16 protein-coding genes and 1 other RNA gene are annotated in these 24,930 nt (G+C 67.7%); 10 read left to right on the plus strand and 7 right to left on the minus strand.

What is annotated here, in order from left to right:
* Positions 1-86: 86 nt before the first annotated feature.
* From PE066_RS16365 to gyrA, 4 genes are read right to left on the minus strand one after another with little or no spacing between them, the layout of a single operon-like run.
* On the minus strand, positions 87-2,072 hold the full coding sequence (locus PE066_RS16365) for a bifunctional 3-phosphoshikimate 1-carboxyvinyltransferase/cytidylate kinase (protein ID WP_271233593.1): 1,986 nt from the start codon (positions 2,070-2,072) through the stop codon (positions 87-89).
* Positions 2,073-2,081: 9 nt separating this feature from the next.
* Complete coding sequence (locus PE066_RS16370) at positions 2,082-2,954, minus strand: prephenate dehydrogenase (protein ID WP_271233594.1); 873 nt, start codon at positions 2,952-2,954, stop codon at positions 2,082-2,084.
* 25 nt (positions 2,955-2,979) lie between these two features.
* Positions 2,980-4,062, minus strand: coding sequence for a prephenate dehydratase (gene pheA / locus PE066_RS16375; protein ID WP_271233595.1), 1,083 nt, complete (start codon positions 4,060-4,062; stop codon positions 2,980-2,982).
* 6 nt (positions 4,063-4,068) lie between these two features.
* Positions 4,069-6,705 (minus strand): DNA gyrase subunit A, encoded by a 2,637-nt coding sequence (gene gyrA, locus PE066_RS16380; RefSeq protein WP_271233596.1) that lies wholly within the window; start codon positions 6,703-6,705, stop codon positions 4,069-4,071.
* 232 nt (positions 6,706-6,937) lie between these two features.
* Here gyrA and ompA point away from each other — a divergent pair, with 232 nt between their 5' ends.
* The 4 genes from ompA (at position 6,938) to ssrA (ending at position 9,474) form a co-directional block, all read left to right on the plus strand.
* A complete protein-coding gene (gene ompA / locus PE066_RS16385) occupies positions 6,938-7,621 on the plus strand; it encodes an outer membrane protein OmpA (RefSeq protein WP_271233597.1) in 684 nt (227 codons plus the stop codon).
* Positions 7,622-7,692: 71 nt separating this feature from the next.
* The gene (ubiG, locus tag PE066_RS16390) at positions 7,693-8,412 is read left to right on the plus strand and encodes a bifunctional 2-polyprenyl-6-hydroxyphenol methylase/3-demethylubiquinol 3-O-methyltransferase UbiG (RefSeq protein ID WP_271233598.1); all 720 of its coding nucleotides are present in this window, start codon (positions 7,693-7,695) and stop codon (positions 8,410-8,412) included.
* 1 nt (position 8,413) lies between these two features.
* Positions 8,414-9,073 (plus strand): HAD-IA family hydrolase, encoded by a 660-nt coding sequence (locus PE066_RS16395; RefSeq protein WP_271233599.1) that lies wholly within the window; start codon positions 8,414-8,416, stop codon positions 9,071-9,073.
* Positions 9,074-9,101: 28 nt separating this feature from the next.
* Positions 9,102-9,474, plus strand: a transfer-messenger RNA (tmRNA) gene (ssrA, locus tag PE066_RS16400).
* Between the two features lie 261 nt (positions 9,475-9,735).
* On the opposite strand, the gene PE066_RS16405 is transcribed toward ssrA, so the two are convergent.
* Positions 9,736-10,617 carry a LysR family transcriptional regulator gene (locus PE066_RS16405; protein WP_271233600.1) on the minus strand — a complete coding sequence of 294 codons (882 nt, stop codon included), beginning with the start codon at positions 10,615-10,617 and terminating at the stop codon, positions 9,736-9,738.
* A gap of 119 nt (positions 10,618-10,736) precedes the next feature.
* Between PE066_RS16405 and PE066_RS16410 the strand changes: the two genes are divergently transcribed.
* Complete coding sequence (locus PE066_RS16410) at positions 10,737-11,723, plus strand: tripartite tricarboxylate transporter substrate-binding protein (RefSeq protein ID WP_271233601.1); 987 nt, start codon at positions 10,737-10,739, stop codon at positions 11,721-11,723.
* Between the two features lie 266 nt (positions 11,724-11,989).
* On the plus strand, positions 11,990-14,116 hold the full coding sequence (locus tag PE066_RS16415) for an arylsulfatase (RefSeq protein ID WP_271233602.1): 2,127 nt from the start codon (positions 11,990-11,992) through the stop codon (positions 14,114-14,116).
* Positions 14,117-14,131: 15 nt separating this feature from the next.
* On the opposite strand, the gene PE066_RS16420 is transcribed toward PE066_RS16415, so the two are convergent.
* The gene (locus PE066_RS16420; RefSeq protein ID WP_271233603.1) at positions 14,132-14,644 is read right to left on the minus strand and encodes an Lrp/AsnC family transcriptional regulator; all 513 of its coding nucleotides are present in this window, start codon (positions 14,642-14,644) and stop codon (positions 14,132-14,134) included.
* 56 nt (positions 14,645-14,700) lie between these two features.
* On the opposite strand from PE066_RS16420, the gene ilvB reads away from it, so the two are divergent.
* From ilvB to PE066_RS16435, 3 genes are all read left to right on the plus strand, one after another.
* Complete coding sequence (gene ilvB / locus PE066_RS16425) at positions 14,701-16,458, plus strand: biosynthetic-type acetolactate synthase large subunit (RefSeq protein ID WP_271233604.1); 1,758 nt, start codon at positions 14,701-14,703, stop codon at positions 16,456-16,458.
* Between the two features lie 99 nt (positions 16,459-16,557).
* Entirely contained in the window at positions 16,558-20,106 is a 3,549-nt protein-coding gene (locus tag PE066_RS16430) for an indolepyruvate ferredoxin oxidoreductase family protein (protein WP_271233605.1), read from the plus strand.
* Between the two features lie 116 nt (positions 20,107-20,222).
* A complete protein-coding gene (locus tag PE066_RS16435) occupies positions 20,223-21,176 on the plus strand; it encodes a LysR family transcriptional regulator (protein WP_271233606.1) in 954 nt (317 codons plus the stop codon).
* On the opposite strand, the gene PE066_RS16440 is transcribed toward PE066_RS16435, so the two are convergent.
* Complete coding sequence (locus PE066_RS16440; protein WP_271233607.1) at positions 21,151-22,101, minus strand: Bug family tripartite tricarboxylate transporter substrate binding protein; 951 nt, start codon at positions 22,099-22,101, stop codon at positions 21,151-21,153. The genes PE066_RS16435 and PE066_RS16440 overlap by 26 nt on opposite strands.
* Before the next feature lie 551 nt (positions 22,102-22,652).
* On the opposite strand from PE066_RS16440, the gene PE066_RS16445 reads away from it, so the two are divergent.
* Positions 22,653-24,926, plus strand: coding sequence for an arylsulfatase (locus tag PE066_RS16445; RefSeq protein ID WP_271233608.1), 2,274 nt, complete (start codon positions 22,653-22,655; stop codon positions 24,924-24,926).
* Positions 24,927-24,930: the final 4 nt, after the last annotated feature.

A 24,930-nucleotide genomic window follows, 5' to 3' on the forward strand; every position in this document is an offset into this window, starting at 1 on the left:
CGCCGCGGTTGGTTGATGAACCGCATCGCCAGTGCGCTGCTGCGCGAGAGGGGCGTTGCGGGCCGGTCAAGCGGCCTTGCGGCCGGTCAGGACGCCGCGAACGGCTGCCTGGCTTCCCACCAGGCCAGCACCTGGGCCACCGAGTCTTCGACCGATTGCTCCGAGTTGTCCAGCAGGAGGGCGTCCTGCGCCGGCTTGAGAGGGGCGACGGCGCGGTGCGAATCGCGTTCGTCGCGCGCTTCCAGGTCGGCGCGAAGGGTGTCTATTGTAGGAGCGAAACCTTTTGAAATCAATTGCTTGTGGCGTCGCTCGGCCCGCCTGGCGGCGCTGGCGGTGAGGAACACCTTGAGCAGGGCGTCCGGAAAGATCACCGTGCCCATGTCGCGCCCGTCGGCCACCAGCCCAGGCAGTCGCCGGAACCCCTGCTGCAGCGCCACCAGCCCGGTGCGCACGGCCGGCAGGGCGGAGACGCGCGACGCGTTCATGCCGACTTCCTCGGCCCGGATCGCGTCGGTCACGTCCTCGCCGGCCAGCAGGATCCGGGCGCCGTCGAACTTCACCGGCAACTGCTCGGCCAGGGCGGCAATGCGGTGCTCGTGCGCCTCGTCCAGCGGCAGGCCGGCCCGCACGGCGGCCAGGGCGGTGATGCGGTAGAGCGCGCCCGAATCCAGGTAGTGGTAGCCGAGCCGGCGGGCGGTCTCCGAAGCCAGGGTGCCCTTGCCCGATGCGGTGGGGCCGTCGATGCAGATCACCGGGATGCGCGGCACCGGCAGCCGGGCCACCGAGAACAGCGCCTCGAAGTAGTCGGGGAAGGTCTTGGCGACGCACTTCGGGTCTTCGATCCGCACGTGGGCGCCGGCCGGGTTGAACGCCGCCAGCGAGAAGCTCATCGCCATGCGGTGGTCGTCGTAGGTGGCGATGCGGGCGGCCTGCCACGCCGGGGGCGGCGTGACGCGCAGGAAGTCCGCCCCTTCCTCGACCTGGGCGCCGAGCTTGCGCAGCTCGATGGCCATGGCGGCCAGCCGGTCGGTTTCCTTGACCCGCCAGCTGGCGATGTTGCGCAGCGTGCTGGGGCCGTCGGCGTACAGGGCCATGACGGCCAGGGTCATGGCCGCATCGGGGATGTGGTTGCAGTCGAGGTCGATCGCCTTGAGCGGCCAGGCGCCGCGCGCCACCTCGATCCAGTTGGGCCCGCTGGAGACCCGGGCTCCCATGGCCTGGGCCGCCTCGAGAAAGCGGATGTCGCCCTGGATCGAGTCGCGGCCCACGCCCAGGATGCGCAGGCCGGCGCCGGAAGCCAGGGCACCGGCCGCCACGAAGTAGCTGGCCGACGACGCATCGGCCTCCACGTGCAGCTCGCCGGGCGACTGGTAGCGGCTGCCCGCCGGAACGGTGAAGCGCTGCCAGCCTTCGCGCCGCACCGCCACCCCGAAGCGCGCCAGCAGCGCCAGCGTGATCTCGACGTAGGGCCGGGAGATCAGCTCGCCCGCGACCTCGATCACGATGTCCTGCTTGGCCACCAGCGGCAGCGCCAGCAGCAGCGCGGTGAGGAACTGGCTCGAGACGTCGCCGCGCACCCGGATCGGCGCGTCGAGCTTCAGCGCGGGCCGGCCGATCCGCAGGGGCGGATAGCCCTCGCGGCCCAGGTAGTCGATGGCGCAGCCCAGCGGGCGCAGGGCATCCACCAGGTCGCCGATCGGGCGCTCGTGCATGCGCGGCACGCCGCTCAGCTCGTAGTCGCCGCCGAGCAGGGCCAGGGCGGCCGTCAACGGCCGCATGGCCGTGCCGGCGTTGCCCAGGAACAGCCGGGCCTGCGGCGCCGGTGCCTGCGCGCCGAGGCCCGTGATCCGCACGGCGGCACCTTCCTCGGCCACGTCGCAGCCCAGCGCCCGCAGCGCGTCGAGCATCACGCGGGTGTCGTCCGAGTCGAGCAGGTCGTGCACCACCGTCGTGCCTTGGCACAGGGCGGCCAGCAGCAGCACGCGGTTGGAGATGCTCTTGGAGCCGGGCAGGGCGACCGTGCCGGCCGCCTCGTCCAGCGGCGGAAGGTCGAGAAAGGCGGTGGCGAACATCGCCGGCCCTCAGGCCTTGCGCGCGCCCATGCGCCAGCCGGACCGCACCTGGCTGGCCTGGGCGATCAGCTCTTCCAGCGCCTCGCCGTTGCCGGCCTCGATCAGCGACTGCATGGCCTGCAGCGTCTGCTGGAAGTACTGGGTCTGCTCGATCAGCTCCTGCTTGTTGGCCAGCAGGATGTCGCGCCACATCTTGGGCTCGCTGGCGGCGATGCGGGTGAAGTCGCGAAAGCCCGGGCCGGCCAGCGCCAGGAAATCCTGCCCGTGCGGCTGGGCGGCGATGCCGTTCATCAGCGCGAAGGCGATCAGGTGGGGCAGGTGGCTGACGGCGGCGAAGGCCGAGTCGTGCGCCTCGGGCGACATCTGCAGCACCTGGCAGCCCAGCGCTTCCCACAGTTCCTTGGCCCGGTTGAGCTGCGCGACCTGGGTGCGCTCGATCGGCGTCAGGATCACCTGCCGGTTTGAGTACAGATCCGGGTCGGCGTGCTCGACGCCCGAGGCCTCCTTGCCGGCAATCGGGTGGCAGGGCACGAAGGCGCCGACGTGGTCGCGCAGCACGCGGCGAGCGGCGTCGATCACGTCGCGCTTGGTCGAGCCCACGTCCATGATCAGCATGTCCTTGCTGACTAGGTGGCGGATCGCCTTGAGGGTGGCCTCGGTGGCCGCCACCGGCACCGCCAGCAGGACGATGTCGGCGCCGGACACGGCCAGCAGCGCCGACGGCGCCTCGACATCGATCACCCCGAGCTGGCGCGCGCGCTCGGTGGTGGACGGCGACTTGCTGTAGCCGACGACGCGCTTGACCAGGCCGGCGCGCTTGAGCGCCAGCGCGAACGATCCGCCCATGAGGCCGCAGCCGATCAGGCCCAACTGCTCGAACATGCTGTAGTTGACTCCGCTCGGCCGCTCAGTCGGAGGCCGGGTAGGTGCCCAGCACCTTGTAGAAGGCGCACAGGCGTTGCAGGTCGGCCAGAGCGGCCGCGACGTGCGGCTGCGAGGGATGGCCTTGCACGTCGATGAAGAAGAAGTACTCCCATTGGCCGGAACGGGCCGGGCGGGACTCGAAGCGTGTCATCGACACGCCGTGCTGCTTGAGCGGCACCAGGATGTCGTGCACCGCGCCGGGGCGGTTGGGCACGGAGACCACCAGGCTGATGCAGTCCTTGCCCGACGCCTGCGGCGCCGCCAGCGTCTGCGGCAGGCAGACCACGGCGAAGCGGGTGCGGTTGAAGGCCTCGTCCTGGATGGCATGGGCGGCGATGTGCAGCCCGAACTCGCTGCCGGCGCGCTCGCCGGCGATGGCCGCCCAGTTCGGGTGTTCCGCGGCCAGCCGGGCGCCCTCGGCGTTGCTGGCGACGGCGCGCCGCTCCACCTCGGGCAGGTGCTTGCCCAGCCAGCCCTGGCACTGGGCCAGCGCCTGCGGGTGGGCCAGCACGGCCTCGATGCCGGCCAGCGAATTCTCCTTGCGCAGCAGGTGGTGGCGCACCAGCAGGCTGACCTCGCCCACGATGTGCAGCGGCGAGGTCAGCAGCAGGTCGAGCGAACGCGTGACCACGCCTTCGGTGCTGTTCTCCACCGGCACCACGCCGAAGTCGGCGGTGCCGGCGGCGGCGGCCTGGAACACCTCGTCGAAGCTGACGCAGGGCACGTGCTGGATGCTGGAGCCGAAGAACTGGACCGCGGCCTGCTCGCTGAAGGTGCCGGCCGGGCCGAGGTAGGCGATGCGCTGCGGCGCTTCCAGCGCGCGGCAGGCCGACATGATCTCGCGCCAGATGGTGGCGACGTTCTGCGCCTTCAGCGGCCCGGGATTGCGCTGCTGCAGGCCCTGGATGACCTGGGCCTCGCGCTCGGGCCGGAACACCGTCGAGCCTTCGCTGCGCTTGAGCTCGCCGACCTCATTGGCGAGGCCGGCGCGCCGGTTGAGCAGCTCCAGCAGGTCGCGGTCGACCGCGTCGATTTCCGTGCGCAGCTGCGCCAGGTCGCGTGGCATGCCGGGTCAGCCCTCGTCGCCGCCAGGCGCCGCGTCGGCCGCTTCGCCATCGGCGACCGGGGCATCGTTCTCGACGATGCGCTGCAGCCCGCTGAGCTTGGAGCCGTCGTCCAGGCCGATCAGGGTGACGCCCTGGGTGGCGCGGCCGAGCTCGCGGATTTCGCTGACGCGCGTGCGCACCAGCACGCCGCGGTCGGTGATCAGCATGATCTCGTCGTCGGCATGCACCAGCGTGGCGGCCACGACCTTGCCGTTGCGCTCGCTTTGCTGGATCGCGATCATGCCCTTGGTGCCACGGCCGTGGCGGGTGTACTCGGCGATCGGGGTGCGCTTGCCGTAGCCGTTCTCGGTGGCGGTCAGCACGCTTTGCAGCTCGTCCTCGGCCACCAGCATGGCAATGACGCTCTGGCCTTCCTCGAGGTTCATGCCGCGCACGCCGCGCGCATTGCGGCCCATCGGGCGCACGTCGTTCTCGTCGAAGCGCACCGCCTTGCCGCCGTCGGAGAACAGCATCACGTCGTGCTGGCCGTCGGTGAGCGCGGCGCCGATCAGGTAGTCGCCCTCGTCCAGGTCGACCGCGATGATGCCGGCCTTGCGCGGGTTGCTGAACTCGTTGAGCGCCGTCTTCTTGACCGTGCCCATCGAGGTGGCCATGAACACGTAGTGGTCGGCCGGGAAGCTGCGGAAGGCGCCGGTGAGCGGCAGCACCACGTTGATCTTCTCGCCCTCGGCCAACGGGAACATGTTGACGATGGGCCGCCCGCGCGAGCCGCGCGAGCCGGCCGGCACTTCCCAGACCTTGAGCCAGTACAGCCGGCCGCGGTTGGAGAACGCCAGCAGGTAGTCGTGCGTGTTGGCGATGAAGAGCTGGTCGATCCAGTCGTCTTCCTTGGTGGCGGTGGCCTGCTTGCCACGGCCGCCGCGCCGCTGGGCCCGGTACTCCGACAAGGGCTGGCTCTTGATGTAGCCGGTGTGGCTGAGCGTGACCACCATGTCGGTGGGCGTGATCAGGTCCTCGGTGGCCAGGTCCTGGGCGTTGTGCTCGACCACGCTGCGGCGCGCGCCCAGCTTGGTCTGCCCGAACTCCTGCTTGATGGCGCTGAGCTCCTCGCCGATGATGGCCGACACCCGCGCCGGCTTGGCCAGGATGTCGAGCAGGTCGTCGATCTCGGCCATCACTTCCTTGTACTCGGCGACGATCTTGTCCTGCTCCAGGCCGGTCAGGCGCTGCAGGCGCATTTGAAGAATTTCCTGGGCCTGGGTGTCCGACAGCCGGTACAGGCCGTCCGGCTGCATGCCGTATTCGCGCTCCAGGCCCTCGGGCCGGTAGTCGTCGGCATTGACGGTGCCGCCGTCGGCCTTGGCGCGGGTGAGCATCTCGCGCACCAGCGAGCTGTCCCAGCTGCGTGTCATCAGCTCGGCCTTGGCCACCGGCGGCGTGGGCGACTCGCGGATGATGCGGATGAACTCGTCGATGTTGGCCAGCGCTACCGCCAGGCCTTCCAGCACGTGGCCGCGGTCGCGCGCCTTGCGCAGGTTGAACACCGTCCGGCGGGTGACCACCTCGCGGCGGTGCTGCAGGAAGATGTCGACCAGGTCCTTCAGGTTGCACAGCTTGGGCTGGCCATCGATCAGCGCCACCATGTTGATGCCGAAGGTGTCCTGCAGCTGGGTCTGCTTGTAGAGGTTGTTCAGCACGACCTCGGGGACCTCGCCGCGCTTGAGCTCGATCACCAGCCGCATGCCGGACTTGTCGCTCTCGTCCTGGATGTGGCTGATGCCCTCGATCTTCTTCTCGTTGACCAGCTCGGCCATGCGCTCCTGGAGCGTCTTCTTGTTGACCTGGTAGGGCAGCTCATCGACGATGATCGCCTGGCGCTGGCCGCGGTCGATGTCCTCGAAGTGGCACTTGGCCCGCATCACCACCTTGCCGCGGCCGGTGCGGTAGCCCTCCTTGACCCCGTTGATGCCGTAGATGATCCCGGCGGTGGGGAAGTCGGGCGCCGGCACGATCTCCATCAGTTCGTCGATCGTCGCCCCGGGGTTCTTCAGCAGGTGCAGGCAGGCGTCAACCACCTCGTTGAGGTTGTGCGGCGGGATGTTGGTGGCCATGCCCACGGCGATGCCGCCGGCGCCGTTGACCAGCAGGTTGGGCAGCTTGGCCGGCAGGACCAGCGGTTCCTTTTCGCTGCCGTCGTAGTTGGGCCCGAAATCGACCGTCTCCTTGTCGATGTCGGAGATCATCTCGTGCGCGATCTTGGCCAGCCGCACCTCGGTGTAGCGCATGGCCGCCGCGGCGTCGCCGTCGACGCTGCCGAAGTTGCCCTGGCCGTCCACCAGCATGTGGCGCATGGAGAAGTCCTGCGCCAGCCGCACGATCGTGTCGTAGACCGACTGGTCACCGTGCGGGTGGTACTTGCCGATCACGTCGCCGACGATGCGCGCCGATTTCTTGTACGGGCGGTTCCAGTCGTTGTTCAATTCGTGCATCGCGTACAGAACGCGGCGATGCACCGGTTTCAATCCGTCACGCGCGTCCGGCAGCGCGCGCCCCACGATCACGCTCATGGCGTAGTCGAGATAGCTCCGCCGCATCTCCTCCTCGAGGCTGACGGGCAGGGTTTCTTTCGCGAATTGGGTCATGCAGGCGGGTCGGCGAGGCGCGGAAACCGGCCATTTTACGCGGCGGGAGCCCCTGTCGCGCACCCGCAACACAGTGCGGGGAATTGCGGTTTTGTCCTACGGGACGCCTTAATAGGCCCGGTTGATTGTGTAAGGACGTGTGGCACAATCGACCGGACGTTTTCGGTGAATGGTCACCTGAATCGTAGTTTTCTCGCAGCGCGGCTGCAGCTTTTTCCCCAAGAGGAGAACCATGAAGAAACTGAACCAAGTGGCGCTGATGTTTGCCGCCGCTGCGCTGGCCACCGCCGCAGGGGCGCAGACTCGCGTGACCGCCGCTGACGGGGGCCGCAAGGTCGACAACTGGGCCAACGGCACGGGCGAACTCGTCTGGAAAAACGGCACCAACGAACTGTGCTGGCGCGATGCGACCTGGACCCCGGCTTCCGCTGCCAAGGGCTGCGACGGCGCGCTGGTTCCGCCGCCCCCGCCCGCTCCGGCTCCGGCTCCGGCCGCGCAGCCGGCTCCGCCGCCCCCGGCTGCCGCGCGTCCCGCACCCGCCCCGCAGCCGCCGGCCGCCACCAAGGTGACCTACGCCGCCGACACCTTCTTCGACTTCGACAAGGCCGTGCTCAAGCCCGAAGGCCGCGCCAAGCTCGACGACCTGGTCGGCAAGGTCAAGGACATCAACCTCGAAGTGGTGATCGCCGTCGGCCACACCGACGCCGTGGGCGCCGATGCCTACAACCAGAAGCTGTCGGTGCGCCGTGCCGAAGCCGTGAAGGCCTACCTGGTCTCCAAGGGCATCGAGAAGAACCGCGTGTACACCGAAGGCAAGGGCGAGAAGCAGCCCGTGGCCGACAACAAGACGCGCGAAGGCCGCGCCAAGAACCGCCGCGTGGAAATCGAAGTGGTGGGCACCCGCACCAACAAGTAAGCCGTCCGGCTTCGTCGCGAAAAGGCCCCTGCCCGGGGCCTTTTCCTTTGGTGCCGCGCCACAATCGAACCATGACCCCGAGCAGTAGCAGCAGCCTGAACGCCGACCCGGCCGAGCTGGCCAAGTTTTCCGAGCTGGCCCACCGCTGGTGGGACACGGAAAGCGAATTCCGGCCCCTGCACCAGATCAACCCGTTGCGGCTGGGCTGGATCGAGTCGTTCGTGCCGCTGGCCGGCAAACGGGTGCTGGACGTCGGCTGTGGCGGCGGCATCCTGGCCGACGCCATGGCCCGCCGGGGCGCGCAGGTGCTGGGCATCGACCTGGCCACCAAGGCGCTGCGGGTGGCGCAACTGCACGCGCTGGAGGCGGGCACGCCGGACGTGAAGTACCGCGAGGTGAGCGTCGAGGCACTGGCGATCGAGCAGCCCGGATCCTTCGATGTGATCACCTGCATGGAAATGCTGGAACACGTGCCGGACCCGGGCTCGGTGGTGCGCGCCTGCGCCGACCTGGTCAAGCCGGGCGGCTGGGTGTTCTTCTCCACCCTGAACCGCAATGCGAAATCCTTCCTGTTCGCGGTGGTCGGGGCGGAGTACGTGCTGAACCTGCTGCCGCGCGGCACGCACGAGTACCTGAAGTTCATCCGGCCCAGCGAACTGGCTTCCTTCTGCCGCTCGGCCGGGCTGGACTGGGTGGGCACCCGGGGGCTGGAATACAACCCGCTGCTGCGCCGGTATCGCCTGAGCGGTGACACCTCGGTCAACTACCTCGTGGCCGCACGCCGAACCTGACATGTTCTCCGGAATCCGTGCCGTGCTGTTCGACCTGGACGGCACGCTGATCGACAGCGCACCCGACCTCGGCGGCGCCGCCGACGCCATGCGCACCTTGCGCGGGTTGCCGTCGTTGCCGCTGGACCGCTATCGCCCCATGGCCGGCGCCGGGGCCCGCGGCATGCTCGGCGTGGCGTTCGGCATCACGCCGGACCATGCCGACTTCGCGGCCCTGCGCGAGGAATTCTTCCAGGGGTACGAGCGGCGGATGACGTCTAGCACGGCCGTCTTCGAGGGCGTGCCGCAGCTCGTGGCGGAGATCGTCGGGCGGGGCCTGAACTGGGGCGTGGTCACCAACAAGTCCATGCGCTTCACCGGGCCGCTGACCCAGGCGATGCCCCTGTTCGCCACTGCCGGCGCCATCGTCGGCGGCGACAGCACGCCGTTTTCCAAACCCCACCCCGAGCCGTTGCTGGAAGCCGCGCGGCGGCTCGAATTGGCCCCGGCCGATTGCCTCTACGTCGGCGACGACGAGCGCGACATGGCCGCCGGGCGCGCCGCCGGCATGCCGACGGTTGCCGCCACCTACGGTTATCTGGGCGGCACGCCCGACATCGACCACTGGCAGCCCGACGCCCGCATTTCTTCGCCGCTGGAGTTGCTGCTGCTCTTGAAGTGAGGCGGACCGGCCTAAAATACGAAGTCCTGGGGCTGCACCGGTTTCGACGTGGGTTCGGACACGCAGCAGGGCATGTCGAGGTTCAGTCACCTCGTTAATCCGCTGAAACAAAGTAACTGCAAACGACGAACGTTTCGCACTCGCCGCTTAAACACCGGTGAGCCTCACAACAGTTGGCCTATGGGCTGGGCAAGGGGCGCAAGCTCCCGGCTGTGAGGGAATCTACATGGGCTGGTCCCGATCCGGGTGCCTTGGACCGGGACGAGAAAATAGGGCACTGGCGGCTGGCATAGCGTGCGTCTGCGCGATGCTGGCGGCGAGATCCAAACCAGAACGCTAAACATGTAGAACTGCTCGGAGAAGGCTTGCGGACGCGGGTTCAATTCCCGCCAGCTCCACCACTACACCGTCAAAGGGCGTTCAGTGAGATCCGCTGAACGCCCTTTTCCATTTGTGAATCAAGGACCTGCCATCCACTGACGTCCAGTTCCGTTCATTGACATCCAGCTGAACCCCGGGGAACAAACTGGGGAACAAAGCCAGATTGAAACGGAAGGGGAGTGTTCCCCGGTTCGGGGCGATGAGCGCAAGTTCAGCGGGCCTCGCTCCCTCCTTGCGCTGTGGAATGCGTTAATCGAAGTGGCCGGGGTCTCCGCCGAGATCTATAGCAGCGCCTCCCGGGCGACGGCCACGAAGCGCCGCACCAAGGGGTTCTCCACGTCCCGTCGCCAGCACGCCGCCACTGGGAGCCCGGCTTCACCACCCTCCAGCGGCCGGAACACCAGCCCTGGCGGACTGCCGACCGCCGCGCAGGCCGGCACGATCGCATAACCCTCGCCGGCCAACACCAGCGCAAGCGCCGAGTGCACGGTCTCCACCCGATGCACGGTGCGCGCCTTCACCGAATGCCGCGCGAGCAGCGATGTCACGATGGACGCCCCCTCTGCCTGATTCGTCACCGGCAGGCCGATCAGCGCCTCGCCATCCAGTTTCTCAATCGCCACCTGCCGTTGCCGGGCCAGCCGTGAGCGGGCCGGCATCGCCAGCAGCATCGGCTGTCGGCCCAGAGGCACTGTCTCCACCCCCTCGCGCACCAGCGGCGGCATGCACAGTCCGACCGTGACCTTGAAGTCCCACAGCAAGGGGCCGTAGGTGAGCGCGCTCATCTCCACGAACTGAAGTTCCACGCCCGGGAGGCTGTCTCGCAGCTTGGGTACCAGGCGCGGCAGCACCGCGTACCCCAGCGCGAACATGTAGCCGATCGTGAGGTGGCCGCGCTGCCCTGCGGCGACCGCCCGCGCGGCCGCGAAGCCGTCCTCGGCCAGTGCGAGCGCTTCCCTCGCACGCGCGTATAGCGCTCGCCCCGCCTCCGTGAGGTGCATGCCATCCGATTCGCGGCGGAACAGCGTGATACCCAGGCGCGACTCGAGCTTGCGGATCTGAACGGACAGAGGCGGCTGCGCCATGTGCAGCCGCAGGGCCGCCTTCCCCACGCTGCGCGTTTCGGCCACCTCGACGAAAAAACGTAGGCTCTTGAGATCCATGCACCCATACTAAAACGATATGGGGTGTTTGAAAACGCGTATTGGACGGAAGCGGGGGCGGATGGGAAGCTGTCTCATTTGTTCGTCTTGACCCGGCCTTCCCCTCGACTGGAGTTCGCATGAAATTCCCGCTGCCCCTGCTTCGACGCCATGTCGTCGGATTGGCCTGTGCGCTGGCGCTGACCAGCAGCTTCGCACAAGCACAGGACAAACCGCCTCTGAAGCTGGTGGTCGGGTTCCCGCCAGGCGGCGCACTGGACACGCTGGCGCGGGCGATGGCGGAACAGCTGCGAACGAGCACGGGCGACACCGTCGTCGTGGAAAACCGGCCTGGCGCGGCCACCCGCTTGGCGATCGACAGCGTCAAGCGTGCGCCGGCGGACGGTCGCACCGTGCTGCTTGGCTCCAGCGCGCCCTTCGTCCTGTTCCCGATGACCTACAAGCGCCTGGACTATGACGTCGATCGAGACTTCCTGCCGGTCGCCCATCTGGTCGACGTGCCGACCGTGATCTCGACCGCTGGCGGCAGCCCCTTCCAGACGATCGCTCAGTACACGGCGTGGGTGCGAGGTCAGCCGGGCCGTGGCAACGTGGGCCTCACCAACCTCGGTGGTGCGCTCCACTTTTCCATCCTGGCGCTCGGCAAGGCGATCGGCACGCCACTCACCCCGGTCCCCTACAAGGGCGGCGCACCACTGGTCACGGACTTGGTGGGTGGACACGTGCCGCTCGCGACGGACGCGCTCGCCAGCCAGCTCGAGCTGCATCGCGCTGGCAAGGTGCGAATCCTCGCGGTTTCGGGCTCGGGGCGCAACCGCGCACTGCCGGATGTCCCGACGCTCAAGGAGAGCGGCATCGATGCCTTCGCGCACGCCAACGCCTGGTATGGCGCATTCGTGCCGTCGGGAACGCCCAAGGCGACGGTGCTGGCGCTGGAGAAGGCATTCATGGCCGCCGTGCAGCAGCCGCAGGTGCAGTCCCAACTGCAGCGCGCTGGCCTCGACCCCACCGGGCTGGACGCCGCAGCTGCAGCTCGCAAGCTGCGGGAAGAGCGCGAGTTCTGGCGCCCGATCGTGGAAGCGTCGGGATTCAAGAACGAGGATTGAACACGGACAACCAGGCTGCCGCCTGCGCCACGCCGCAAGACATGGCAGGCGCCGAATGGCGCCGCGGCCGTGAACTCGCGACGTGCTTTTTCAACTGACTGACGTGTAGTGCATTTCGGACCGGAAGGGGTTTTGTCTTGGCAGAAAGCGGATTCAATGGGCGCAGTGGTTTCCAAGGGACGATCGGGCGCACCCACGAGGAGTCGACGCCATGGTGGGAGACGCCTGTCGTCGCAGCGCCCGGCGCTCCCAACGTCATCTATGTGATGCTCGATGACGTCGGTTTCGCGGACCTGGGTTGTTTTGGCTCGGAGATCCCGACGCCGAACATCGACCGGCTGGCGAGCCAGGGTCTGCGCTACACCAACTTCCATACGACGACCCTGTGTTCGCCCTCGCGCGCGTCATTGCTGACGGGGCGCAATCACCACGCCATCGGCATGCGCATGCTGTCGAACCTGGATACCGGGTTCCCGAGCGGTCGCGGCTTCATCAGCCCGGCGGCCGCCACTATCGCCGAGGTCCTGCGCGATCGCGGCTACAACACCATGTGCGTCGGCAAGTGGCACCTGGCGCCGACCGAACATACCTCCGCCTCGGGGCCCTACGACCAATGGCCTCTGGGGCGCGGCTTCGAGCGGTACTACGGATACCTCGAGGCCGAGACCGACTGCTTCTACCCGGAACTGACCTACGACAACCATGCGGTCGATCCGCCGCGCACGCCGGAGCAGGGCTATCACCTGACCACGGACCTGATCGATCGCAGCATTTCGTTCATCAAGGACCAGACCTCGGTCACGCCGGACAAGCCGTTCTTCCTGTACCTCGCTTTCGCCACCGCGCATTCCCCGCACCAGGCCCCCGCCGATTACCTGCGCAAGTACCGAGGCGTGTACGACCGTGGCTGGGATGTCGTGCGCGCCGAGCGCTTCGAGCGGCAGAAGGCGCTGGGCATCGTGCCGCCCGGAACCACGTTGGGGCCGCGCAATGAGGGCGTGTCGGCCTGGGATGAACTCAGCGACGACGAGCGTCGCCTGGCCGCGCGATTGCAGGAAGCGTACGCCGCGATGATCGAGCACACCGACGCGCAGTTCGGCCGGCTGCTCGCGTTCCTGGAGGAAGTCGGCCGGCTGGACAACACCATCATCGTCTTCCTGTCGGACAACGGAGCCAGCCAGGAGGGGGGCCAGCGGGGCTCGGTCAATACCACCGCCATCCAGAACCGGGTGCCCGAAGACTTTGCGACGAGTCTGTCGATGATCGACGAGATCGGCGGGCCGGGCGCGCAACCCAACTACCCCTGGGGGTGGGCGCAGGTCTCCAATACGCCGTTCAGGCGCTACAAGCAGAACACGCACGAAGGCGGCGTGCGCGACCCATTGATCATCCACTGGCCGGCCGGGATCGCTGCGCGCGGCGAAACGCGCGAGCAGTTCCACCATGTGATCGACATCACGCCGACCATCCTGTCACTACTGGATGTCGCTGCGCCCACCGTCTACCGTGGGGTCGCCCAGATGCCCCTGCATGGCACCGACATGAGCTACAGCTTCGCGCAGCCGAAGGCCCCGACCACGCGCCTGACCCAGCACTTCGAGATGTTCGCCCACCGCGGGCTCTGGCACAAAGGCTGGAAGGCCGTGGCCTATCACGAGCGAGGAAGCTCGTACGACGACGACGTGTGGGAGCTCTACAACCTCGACGCCGATTGGTCCGAGTGCCACGACCTGGCGCGCGAGCGGCCCGACAAGCTGACCGAACTCAAGGAACGGTTCTGGGCCGAAGCGGGCCGTTATGACGTCCTGCCTCTGGATGATCGCGGCTACGCGCTGCGGGCCCGCGTGCCCCGCCCGGGTTCGCCGCGTGCGCGCACCCGCTTCACCTACTACCCCGGCATGGCGCACCTGCCGATGGCGGTGACGCCGCCGACCATGAACCGGGCGCATCGCATCACCGCGCACCTGGCCGAGCCGATCGGGCTCCACGAAGGCGTGCTGGTCGCGCTCGGCCAGGTCAGCAGCGGCTACGTCCTGTACGTGAAGGACGGCCACCTGTGCTACGAGTACAACTACGTCGGCACGCGCTATCGCATCCGCTCGCGCGAACCCCTGCCCGGCGATGCCACGGTGCTCAGGTTCGTCTTCGACAAGACGGCCGATTGCAAGGGCGTCGGTCGGCTCCTCGTGGGCGACCGGGAAGTCGGCGCCACCGAGTTCCCGGCCGTTCTGCCGTTTTTCCACGGCTGGCACGGACTCGACATCGGCCGTGACGCCCTGTCTCCGGTCTCGAACGACTACTCGGGCCAATTCGCGTTCACCGGAACGATCGCGCGCGTTGTCTACGACCTGGCGCCGTCCGAAGACGTGCTGCTGTTCGAGCCGGTCGACTGACGGCTGAAGCGGCGGTCAGACGATGGGGACGTTCGCGTCCTTCAGCACCCTGAGGACGAACGTCGACTTGCTGTGGCGAATTCCCGGGATCTTGTAGAGCTTCTCCCGTAGTAGGCGCTCGTAGTCGCGGGTGTCCTTCACGGCGATGCGAATGTAGTAGTCGTAGTCGCCCGACACCAGGTACGCGTCCATCACTTCGGGGATCTCCGCCAGGATCCGCCCGAACTCATACAGCGTCTCGTCGCTGTGGCTCGTCAGGGTGAGCTGGACGATCACCGTGTCCTTGTAGCCCAGACGGGCGCGATCGAGCTCGACGCTGTACTTGCGGATGACGCCCTCGGTCTCCATCCGCTTGATGCGACTCCAGCAGGTGGTGGCCGACAGTTTCACGGCGGCGCCGATCTCCTGCAGCGTGCGGCGGGAATCGGCCAGCAGCTCGCGAAGGATGGCGAAGTCGAACGTGTCCAGCTTGGCCGGTGTTTCATCGCCAATTTCCGGCAGATTCCTAAATTTCTTTGATGTAGCCATGGAATAAGCCTGAAAGGTCGAAGCCTATTTTGCCGTCAATGCGGAAAAATCTCCACATGGAAGCCGCCTTTCTCGAACCGTGTTCCTCCGATGTCTCCCGAGCGGTCCTGCGCAATGGCGCGGAAATTCTGCTGGACACCCTGGTCGCGTGCGGCGTCGACACCCTCTTCGGGTATCCCGGTGGCGCTGCGCTGCCGCTCTACGATGCGCTGTTCAAGCAGCCGCGGCTGCGGCATGTGCTCGTGCGGCACGAGCAGGCCGCCGTGCATGCGGCGGAAGGCTATGCGCGCAGCACGGGCCGGATCGGCGTCGTCCTGGTGACTTCCGGGCCCGGGGTCGGCAACACGATGACCGGGCTGCTGGACGCCATGAGCGACTCCATCCCCTTGCTGTGCATCAGCGGCCAGGTGGCGACGGGCGTGATCGGCACGCAGGCCTTCCAGGAATGCGATGCGCTGGGCATGTCCCGTCCGGTCACGAAATGGAACCACCAGCCCGCGGATGCATCGAAGGTCGCCGAAGCCGTCCGGGAGGCCGTGCGGATCGCGTTGTCCGGCCGGCCGGGCCCCGTGTTGATCGACGTGCCCAAGGATGTCCAGCTCCAATGCGTGCCGGCGCCCGCGCAGGCGACGTGGGTCGCCGGCCCGCGGGCTCCGGAACTGCCGCCGGCCGCCGATCTGCAGCGCGCAGCGGACCTCCTTGCCCAAGCCCGCCGGCCGGTGCTGTACGGCGGTGGCGGCCTGATCAACTCGGGTCCGCAGGCGTGTGAAGCATTCACCGCCCTGGCGCGGGCCTGGAACCTGCCCACCACGCTGACCTTGATGGGCCTGGGCGCACTCCCCGGTTCGGATCCGCGCTTCCTGGGCATGCTCGGCATGCATGGGACGGTGGAGGCCAACCTGGCCATGAACGAGGCCGACCTGGTGGTCTGCGTCGGCGCCCGCTTTGATGACCGGATCACCGGCCGCCTCGCGGACTTCTGTCCGGACGCGCGCAAGATCCACATCGACATCCATCCGGGCAACATCAACAAGGTCGTCCCCGTCGACGTTGCTTTGGTCGGCGATTGCGGCCAAGTCCTCGATGCGCTCGTGGGCCACTGCCCGCCCCCGCAAGCCGGCCGGCTGGATGCCTGGTGGACGCGGATCGCGGACTGGCGCGATGCCGATTGCCTTGCGTTCAGCGCCGACGAGCAGGTGATCCTGCCTCAGCAACTGATGTCCACGCTCCAGGGGCAACTTGCTTCTCGCGATGCCATCGTTTCGACGGACGTCGGCCAGCACCAGATGTGGGCCGCCCAGTACCTGCGGTTCGAGCAGCCCCGGCGCTGGCTCACGTCCGGCGGGGCCGGCACCATGGGCTATGGCCTGCCCGCGGCGATCGGGGCGCAGGTCGCGCATCCGGACAAGACCGTCGTCTGCGTCAGCGGGGATGCCTCGATCCTGATGAACATCCAGGAGCTCTCGACGGCGGTGCAGCACCAGACCCCCGTCAAGGTGGTTCTCGCCAACAACGGGTACATGGGCATGGTGCGCCAATGGCAGCAGCTGATTCACGGCAACCGTCTCAGCCATAGCTGGAACGCGGCCTTGCCCGATTTCGTCGCCTTGGCCAAGGCGTTCGGCTGGGGCGCGCGCTGCGTGCACGAGCCGCAGGAGCTCGAGGGCGCACTGGCCGAGTGCCTCGCCCACGACGGCCCCTTCTTCCTGGACGTGCGCATCGCCGCGCAGGCGAACTGCTACCCGATGGTGCCCGCCGGCCGCGGTCACCACGAGATCATGCTGGCCGACGGCGTCTGGTACCAGCGATCCTGACCCGGCGTTTCCCACCGGAAGCAGCCGGGCCCCTCCCTCTCGCGCAAGCAGCGATCCTGCGAGCGCGAGTCCTCGATCCCACAAGGATGAAGCAAGCCCATGAATGCCCGCGTCGATGCCCTGCATCTGCCCAGCCCTGCCGGTGCCCCTCTGCGCCAGGTCGACCTCGATGACAAGTACACCGCCGTCACTGGCGAGATCTACCTGAGCGGCATCCAGGCGCTGGTGCGCCTGCCGCTGGTGCAGCGTCTGCGGGACGTCGCCGCGGGATTGAACACCGGCGGGTTCATCTCGGGCTACCGTGGCTCTCCTTTGGGCGGCCTGGACGAGGCGCTGTGGAAGGCGCGCAAGCACCTGGATTCGCACCATGTGCGCTTCGTGCCTGGCGTGAACGAGGAGCTTGCGGCGACCGCCGTGTGGGGCAGCCAGCAGGTGCGCCTGCTCGGCGAAAGCGACTACGACGGCGTCTTCGGACTCTGGTACGGCAAGGGGCCCGGCGTCGACAGGTCGATCGACGTGCTCAAGCACATGAACCACGCCGGCACGTCCCGCCATGGCGGCGTGCTGCTGGTGGCCGGGGACGACCACGGGGCCTATTCGTCGACCTTGCCGCACCAGAGCGACCATGTCTTCGCGGCATCGATGATTCCCGTGCTCTACCCCTGCAACGTGCAGGAGTACCTCGAACTGGGGTTGCACGGATGGGCCATGTCGCGCTTCTCAGGCTGCGTCGTCGGCTTCAAGGCGCTGGCCGACACGGTGGAGTCCAGCGCTTCGGTGAGCGCCGACCCGTTCGCCATCCAGACGCGGCTGCCTGCCGGCTTCGGCATGCCCGAAGGCGGCCTGAACTGCCGGCTGTCCACCGACACGCTCGGCGTGCAGGCGCGCAAGCAGGAAGCCCTGATGCAGGACTTCAAGATCTACGCCGCCATGGCGTACGCCCGCGAGAACCGGTTGAACCGGGTCACCATCGACTCGCCGCAGGCGCAACTGGGCATCGTCGCCTCGGGCAAGAGCTACCTGGACGTGCTCGATGCCCTGGAGGAACTCGGCATCGACGAAGCCCTGGCGGCCACGATCGGCATCCGCGTCTTCAAGGTGGCGATGCCCTGGCCGCTGGAGCCGGAGGGCATCCGGGAGTTCGCACGCGGCCTGGACGAGATCCTGGTGGTCGAGGAGAAGCGCCAGGTCGTGGAGTACCAGCTCAAGGAGCAGCTGTACAACTGGCGCGAGGACGTGAGGCCGCGCGTGATCGGCAAGTTCGACGAGCGCGGCGAATGGGACGTGCGCAACCCGCGCGGGCGCGGCGACTGGCTGCTGCCCGCCAAGGGTGATTTCTCGGTCGCGCAGATCGCCCGTGTCATCGCAGGCCGTATTCAACGGCTCGGGATCCAGACCAGCACCAGTGCACGGATCGAGGCCAGGCTGGCATTCCTGGAGGCCAAGGACACGCAGCTTGCGGCGACCGTTTCGACGCCGCCGCGCCCGGCCTGGTACTGCTCGGGCTGCCCCCACAACACCAGCACGCGGGTGCCGGAAGGCAGCTTCGCCCTGGCCGGCATCGGCTGCCACGTCATGGCCACGGCCATCTATCCCGAGTTCAACAAGCTGACCACACAAATGGGCGGGGAGGGCGCGCCGTGGATCGGCGCATCCGCCTTCAGCAGGGTGCCGCACGTTTTCGCGAACCTGGGGGACGGGACCTACTACCACTCCGGCTACCTGGCGATCCGCGCGGCGGTGGCGGCGAACAAGGCGCTGCCGGTCAACGTCACGTACAAGATCCTCTACAACGACGCGGTCGCGATGACGGGCGGCCAGCCGGTGGACGGCCCCATCGGCGTGCACGAGATCGCACAGCAGCTCGCGGCCGAGGGGGTCACGCGCATCGCGATCGTCACGGAAGACCTGTCGCGCCACGCGGACCGAAGTCGCCTTCCCGCGGATGCCACGCTGCACGACCGATCCGAGCTGGAAGCCGTGCAGCGCGCGATGCGCGAGATTGCCGGTGTCAGCGCCATCATCTATGACCAGACCTGCGCGGCCGAGAAGCGCCGCCGGCGCAAGAAGAAGGAGATGCCACCGGCCGCGCAGCGGGTGTTCATCAACGAACTCGTTTGCGAAGGCTGCGGCGACTGCGGCCAGCAGTCCAACTGCACGTCCATCCTGCCGAAGGAAACGCCCTTCGGGCGCAAGCGGACCATCGACCAGTCGTCCTGCAACAGCGATCTGTCCTGCGTCAAGGGCTTCTGTCCCAGCTTCGTCACCGTCACCGGCGGTACGCCCCGCCGGACGAACACACCGGTTGCCCCCGATGCGGCTGGTTTTGGGCCGCTGCCGCTTCCGGTCCTGCCGGACCTCTCCCGCCCGTACAACATCCTGATCACAGGTATCGGCGGCACCGGCGTGATCACGATCGGGGCGCTGCTGGGCATGGCCGCACACCTCGAGCACAAAGGGGTCAGCGTGCTGGACATGACCGGCATGAGCCAGAAGAACGGTGCCGTCACCTCGCACGTGAGGATCGCTGCCGGGCCGGGACATCTGCGGGCGCAGCGGATCGCGACCGGCGAAGCCGACCTGATCCTGGGTTGTGACCTGCTGACCGCCGGGGCCGCCGAGGCCGTGTCGAAGATGCGTCCGGGACGCACGTCGGCAGTCCTGAACAGCCACGAGCAACCAGCGGGTCCGTTCGCGCGCAACCCGGACTGGCACTTTCCCGCCGACGGCCTGAAGACCCTCATCTCGGAGGCCACAGGTGGTCGCGTGGCGGCAATCGACGCTACGGCCATTGCCACCGCCCTCCTGGGTGACGCGATTGCCAGCAACCTCTTCCTGCTTGGCTACGCGTTCCAGAAGGGAGCGATTCCGCTGTCGCTGGAGGCACTGCTGCGTGCCATCGAGCTGAACGGGGTGGCGGTGGAAGCCAACACCCGCGCCTTCCAGTGGGGCCGGGCGGCCGCCGAAGACCTGGAACGAGTCACGCGCGCGGCGCGTCCAGTCCAGGTGATCGCCTTCACGCCAACGCAGACCGTCGATCAGCTGGTGGCGCAGCGGGTCGATTTCCTCACCGGGTACCAGGACGAGCACTACGCGGCGGACTATCGGGCGTTCGTGGAACGCGTCCAGAGTGCGGAAAAGGCTCTAGGGGCGGGCGACCGGCTGACGCGGGCCGTCGCGTCGAACCTCTTCAAACTGATGGCCTACAAGGACGAGTACGAGGTCGCGCGCCTGTACACCTTGCCGGAGTTCCGCATCCAGCTGGAAAGCCAGTTCGAAGGCAGGTTGCGCCTGACCTATGAGCTGGCGCCTCCCGCCCTGGCGTGGCTCGGCGGAACCCAGGGCCCGCGCAAGCGCTCGTTCGGGCCCTGGATGGGAACGGCTTTCCGCTTGCTCGCCAGGTTGAAGTTCGTTCGAGGCACAGTTCTCGACCCCTTCGGCCACACGCAGGAGCGTCGCACGGAGCGGACCCTGAATGCCGAATACCGGGCGCTGATCGAAACGGAGCTGGCCTATTTCGGGGTGGACTCGCTGGAACACGCCGTCCGCGTGGCTCGGGTGCCCGAGATCATCCGAGGCTTCGGCCATGTGAAGGAAGCGAGCATCCGGGCGGCGCGAGCCAGGTGGGAGGAACTTGCGGCCAAGTGATCGCCGCCGATGCCAGGAGCCCAAGACGGCGAATCACTACACTTGGGTGCCTCGCCCAGGGCGCACCCGAGGGTCGCCGCCACTCGCCGGCGGCGATCCCGTTGAACTCCACAGGCATGCTGCCAGATCTCGATTCGATCAACATTTTCCTGCGGGCGGTGCAACTCAAGAGCCTCTCCAAGGCTGCAGAAGCGAGCCATATTTCGCCCTCGGCGGCCAGCCGTCGACTCGCACTGCTGGAACACCAGTTCCGCACGCCGCTTCTCGAGCGCAAACACGACGGCGTGTTGCCGACCGCGGCCGGCGAGGCTCTGGCACGGCACGCGCAGTTGCTCATGCTGAACGTGGAGGGGATGCGGGCCGATCTGTCCGACTACGCCCGCGGCGCCGTCGGGAGAGTGCACCTTCAGGCCAACACCTCGGCGATGAGCCAGGACCTGCCGGCACAGTTGGCCAAGTGGTCACGCTCGCACCCCGACATCCATGTGGACGTACAGGAAGTCCGCAGCGGCGACATCGTGGCAGCGGTGCGGCGAGGTACGGTTGATGTCGGCGTCGTCACGTCGGCCCCGCTGGAAGACCTGCATTTCGAGAGTTACTGCCGGGACCGCCTCTGCGTCGTCGTGCCCGCGGCCCATCGCCTTCGCGTTCGTCAGGCAGCGTTCGCCGATCTCCTCGAGTACGACTTCGTCGCTCTCGACGACACCGCCAACACCACACAGAGCATGAAGAGCACGGCCAATGCGCTGGGAGCGTACCTGCGCCTGCGTGTCCAGGTGCAGTCCTTCGAGGCGGTGTGCCGCCTGGTCGCCGCAGGACAGGGCATCGGACTCTTGCCCAAAGGCGCGGTGAAGGCCTTGAAGCACTCGATGAAACTGCGCCTGATCGATCTGACCGACGACTGGGCGAACCGCGAAATGTACGTTTGCGTAAAGAAAGGGCGACTGTCGCCGCCGGTCACCCAGTTTGTCGAACACCTGCTGGGACGTCCTTTGAGCCATCCCGCCGAGAACTCGAACGGGATTGCCGGTCCGCAACGCCGAGTCAGGCCCGCTTCGAAGCCTCGATGATCTGGCGCCACCGCTCCAACTCCCTGGGGGCGTCGGCGGAAAAGGTCTTGGCGTCTGCCAGGTCCACTGCGACCGATTGGGCCGCGCAGAAGTCCCTGTAGGCCTGCGTCTTCCCGATCGCCAGGAGCGCATCGGAAAGCTTTTGCGAAAGCGGCGCGGGAACGGCAGCGGGGCCAAATACCCCGACGAAGGCGGTGAGCGCGTAGCCGGGCACGCCGGCTTCGGCCACGGTCGGCACGTCGGGCAGGCCTTCCAGTCGCTCGGAGCCGCTCACCGCCAGGGCGCGCAGTCTTCCGGCCTTCACGAGCTGCAAAGCCGACGATGCGCTCTGGAAAGTGAACGTGACCTGCCCGCCCACGGTGTCCGTCACGGCGGGAGCGGCGCCCTTGTACGGGATGTGGCGAGCCCGTGTTCTTGTCATGTCATTGAGCAACGACGCCGCGAGGTGGGGCGCGGTGCCAGGACCGGCACTCGCATAGGTGACTTCCCCGGGCCGCGCGCGCATGTCACCCACGAGTTCCATCAGCGTCTTGTAAGGCGAGCTGGTCGGGACCAGCAGGACGACCTGTGCATTGTTCAGGCGCGCGATCGGCGTGAAATCCTTGATCGGGTCGTACGGCAGCGGTGTTTCGGACATCCACCGGTTGGTGTAGATCGTGATCGACGAGAGCAGGAGAGTGCTGCCGTCCGGGGGCGCCTTGGCAACGAAGTCCGCGCCGATGATGCCGCCGGCGCCCACCTTGTTCTCCACCAGGACCGGAGTACCCAGGCGCTCCCGCAGAGGATCGACCAGGAAGCGAGCCGTGCGGTCGAGAACCGTCGCCGGCGAAGCGCCCACGACCAGCCTGACCGGCTTGTCGGCGGAGGTCTGTGCCTGGGCGAGGCCGAAAGCGCCGAGGCTGAAGGCGGCCGACGCCCTCAGCATGCTGCGTCGGGAGACGCCGGCAGCACCTCGCGTCGGAGCCCGCTCCCGGTCGCCTGCGTCGATACGCGGGCTACACGCACAAAGGGCTTTGCGATGTTCAGACGACACGGGAGCTTCTCCGGGGTTATGCATGCGGACTTAGCCAAACGGGCGATCGGGTGAGTCATCGGTGCCCACCCTTGCCCGGAGAGTAGCCATCCGGTCGCCAGGCAGGAATTGCAAAGTGGGCAAGAAAGGTTTCGAAGAAACGCAAACCTCTTCCGGCTACCAGCTTCTTTTCGCGCAGGCTCGTGTAGCGGATGTTCTCACGCAAGCGCACCGCGCAAGCGGGGCCCGCACCGGGGCGACCCGCATCGTTACCGACCGACTGCCGGCGCCGCGCCGAATGCTCGTGGCGCCGAACTGGGAGTTACCCTGTCATTGTCCGGATTCTTACAATGCGCGCGCTGCAGGGGGGATCCAATGGCACCCGATCCGCTCGACGCAAAGATGCGCCGAACCCCGCCACACCCTCAGGTGCTACCGATGCATCCTGCCTCCTCACTCCAGCCGTGAACGCCCCCGACAACGAATCCGACATCCTGCCGCCCCTCGAGGAACCATCGAACCAGAAGCTGGGGCTGACGGCCCAGGAGTCCGATCCGCCTCGCTGGCCGTCGTCGCGCAGCGCGCCGGCCGGCGCGCCCAACGTCCTGGTCTTCCTGACGGACGACGTGGGCTTCGGCGCCTGCAGTACCTTCGGCGGACTGATTCCGACGCCTGCGCTGGATGCGCTGGCGGCAAGCGGGCTTCGATACAACCGCTTCCACACCAGTGCCATGTGCTCGCCGACGCGCGCGGCACTTCTCACCGGGCGGCACCCGCACCGGGTGGCCATGGGGAACATCAGCCACTTCGCCACCGGCTACGACGGCTACACCTCCGCGATGCCGAAATCGGCCGGCATGATCGCCGAGACGTTGCGGCAGAACGGCTACAGCACGGCAGCCTTGGGCAAGTGGCATCTCGCGCCCGAGTGGGAAGTCAGCAGCATGGGCCCCTTCGACCGCTGGCCGACGGGGCAGGGCTTCGAGTACTACTACGGCTTCCTCGGCGCCGACACCGACCAGTTCTCGCCCGCGCTGGTCGAGAACACCAGCGCGATCGCGCCGCCGCTCGACGACCCGGACTACATCCTGGACCGCGACCTGGCCGACCAGGCCATTCGCTGGACGCGCGACCAGCGCGTGCTCACGCCCGACAAGCCGTTCTTCATGTACTACGCCCCGGGCACGGCGCACGCGCCCTACCAGGCACCCAAGGAATGGCTGGAGCGCTTCCGCGGTGCCTTCGACCAGGGATGGGACCGGACCCGGGAGGACGTCTTCGCGCGCCAGAAGGCCCAGGGGATCATTCCGGCCGATGCCGAACTCACCCCGCGCCCGGACTTCCTGCCCGCCTGGGATTCGCTGCCGGAGCCGCAGCGGCGCCTCTACGCCCGCTACATGGAGGCCTTCGCCGCCATGCTCGCCTTCTGCGACCACCAGGTCGGGCGGCTGATCGAGCACCTGCGCGCCAGCGGCCAGCTGGAGAACACGCTGATCTTCTTCATCCAGGGCGACAACGGCAGCGACGCCGCCGGCGGACTCAGCGGCGCGTTTTTCGAGCAGGCCCAGCTGAACAAGATGGAGGAGGATCTCGACTATGCGCTGGCCCACATCGATGAGATCGGGGGGCCGCGTTCCTACAGCAAGTTCCCTGCCGGCTGGGCTTGGGCGATGAACACGCCATTCCAGTACTACAAGCAGGTGGCTTCCCACCTGGGCGGCGTGCGCAACGGGATGGTGGTGCACTGGCCCGCCCGGATCCAGGGCGGCGGCCAAGTGCGCTCGCACTTCTCGCATGTGATCGACGTGGTCCCCACCATCCTGGAGGCGACCGGCATCCGGACGCCGCGCGTGCTCAATGGGGTGGAGCAGAAGTCGCTCGACGGAGCGAGCTTGGTGTCCTCCTTCGAACAGGACTCCGAGCCGGACGCCGCCCGCTCGCAGGTGTTCGAGATGTACCAGAACATGGCGATCTACGAGGACGGATGGTGGGCCGGCACGCGGCCGGCCAACGTGCCGTGGCTCGCGCACTTCGCCGGCAGCACCGACCCGCGGTCGCGCAGCTGGGAGCTGTACGACCTGCGCAGCGACTTCTCGCAGGCGCGCGACCTGGCGCAGCAGGATCCGGTGCGCCTGGACGTCCTGCGCCAGCGCTTCCTGGAAGAAGCGGCGCGCTGCAACATCCTGCCCGTCCACGGCAACAACGAGGGCACCGAAGGCTGTCCCACGCCCACCGCGAATCGGAAGAACTTCGTCTTCCGTCCCGGCATGACCCGCATTCCGGAGAGCTTCGCGCCCGACATCTTCGGGCGTTCGTACGCGATCCGGGCGGAGCTCGAGATTCCGGAAGGCGGCGCCAACGGCGTGCTGATCACGCACGGCGGCTTCGGCGGCGGCTACGCGTTCTACCTGCATCGCGGGGCGCCGGTGTTCCACTACAACGCCACGAGCGGGCGCCAGTACCCGATCCGCGCAGCCGAAGCCCTGGCCGCCGGTCCGCACCTGCTGGAGGCACGCTTCGTGGCCGACGGATCCGAACGCGGCGGCGGCGGCACGCTGACCATCAGCGACAACGGCAAGGTGCTGGCCTCCGGCCGGATCGAGCACACGCACCGGCGCTGGATGTGGGAGGGGCTCGACATCGGCGAGGACAGCCTGACGCCGGTCAACGACGACTACACGATCGCCACCAGCCGCTTCACCGGCACCCTGCACCAGGTGGCGGTCGACCTGGACTGAGGGT

It is taken from the genome of Ramlibacter tataouinensis (assembly GCF_027941915.1).
Lineage (GTDB): Bacteria > Pseudomonadota > Gammaproteobacteria > Burkholderiales > Burkholderiaceae_C > Ramlibacter > Ramlibacter tataouinensis_C.

Excerpts from the sequence above, each read along its gene's own strand:
- ilvB (WP_271233604.1), top strand. The coding sequence starts at position 14,701 with ATGGAAGCCGCCTTTCTCGAACCGTGTTCCTCCGATGTCTCCCGAGCG.
- PE066_RS16420 (WP_271233603.1), bottom strand. The coding sequence starts at position 14,644 with ATGGCTACATCAAAGAAATTTAGGAATCTGCCGGAAATTGGCGATGAA.
- pheA (WP_271233595.1), bottom strand. The coding sequence starts at position 4,062 with ATGCCACGCGACCTGGCGCAGCTGCGCACGGAAATCGACGCGGTCGAC.
- PE066_RS16370 (WP_271233594.1), bottom strand. The coding sequence starts at position 2,954 with ATGTTCGAGCAGTTGGGCCTGATCGGCTGCGGCCTCATGGGCGGATCG.
- PE066_RS16435 (WP_271233606.1), top strand. The coding sequence starts at position 20,223 with ATGCTGCCAGATCTCGATTCGATCAACATTTTCCTGCGGGCGGTGCAA.
- PE066_RS16430 (WP_271233605.1), top strand. The coding sequence starts at position 16,558 with ATGAATGCCCGCGTCGATGCCCTGCATCTGCCCAGCCCTGCCGGTGCC.
- PE066_RS16415 (WP_271233602.1), top strand. The coding sequence starts at position 11,990 with ATGCTCGATGACGTCGGTTTCGCGGACCTGGGTTGTTTTGGCTCGGAG.
- PE066_RS16365 (WP_271233593.1), bottom strand. The coding sequence starts at position 2,072 with ATGTTCGCCACCGCCTTTCTCGACCTTCCGCCGCTGGACGAGGCGGCC.
- ompA (WP_271233597.1), top strand. The coding sequence starts at position 6,938 with ATGAAGAAACTGAACCAAGTGGCGCTGATGTTTGCCGCCGCTGCGCTG.
- PE066_RS16410 (WP_271233601.1), top strand. The coding sequence starts at position 10,737 with ATGAAATTCCCGCTGCCCCTGCTTCGACGCCATGTCGTCGGATTGGCC.
- ubiG (WP_271233598.1), top strand. The coding sequence starts at position 7,693 with ATGACCCCGAGCAGTAGCAGCAGCCTGAACGCCGACCCGGCCGAGCTG.
- gyrA (WP_271233596.1), bottom strand. The coding sequence starts at position 6,705 with ATGACCCAATTCGCGAAAGAAACCCTGCCCGTCAGCCTCGAGGAGGAG.
- PE066_RS16395 (WP_271233599.1), top strand. The coding sequence starts at position 8,414 with ATGTTCTCCGGAATCCGTGCCGTGCTGTTCGACCTGGACGGCACGCTG.
- PE066_RS16405 (WP_271233600.1), bottom strand. The coding sequence starts at position 10,617 with ATGGATCTCAAGAGCCTACGTTTTTTCGTCGAGGTGGCCGAAACGCGC.
- PE066_RS16440 (WP_271233607.1), bottom strand. The coding sequence starts at position 22,101 with ATGCTGAGGGCGTCGGCCGCCTTCAGCCTCGGCGCTTTCGGCCTCGCC.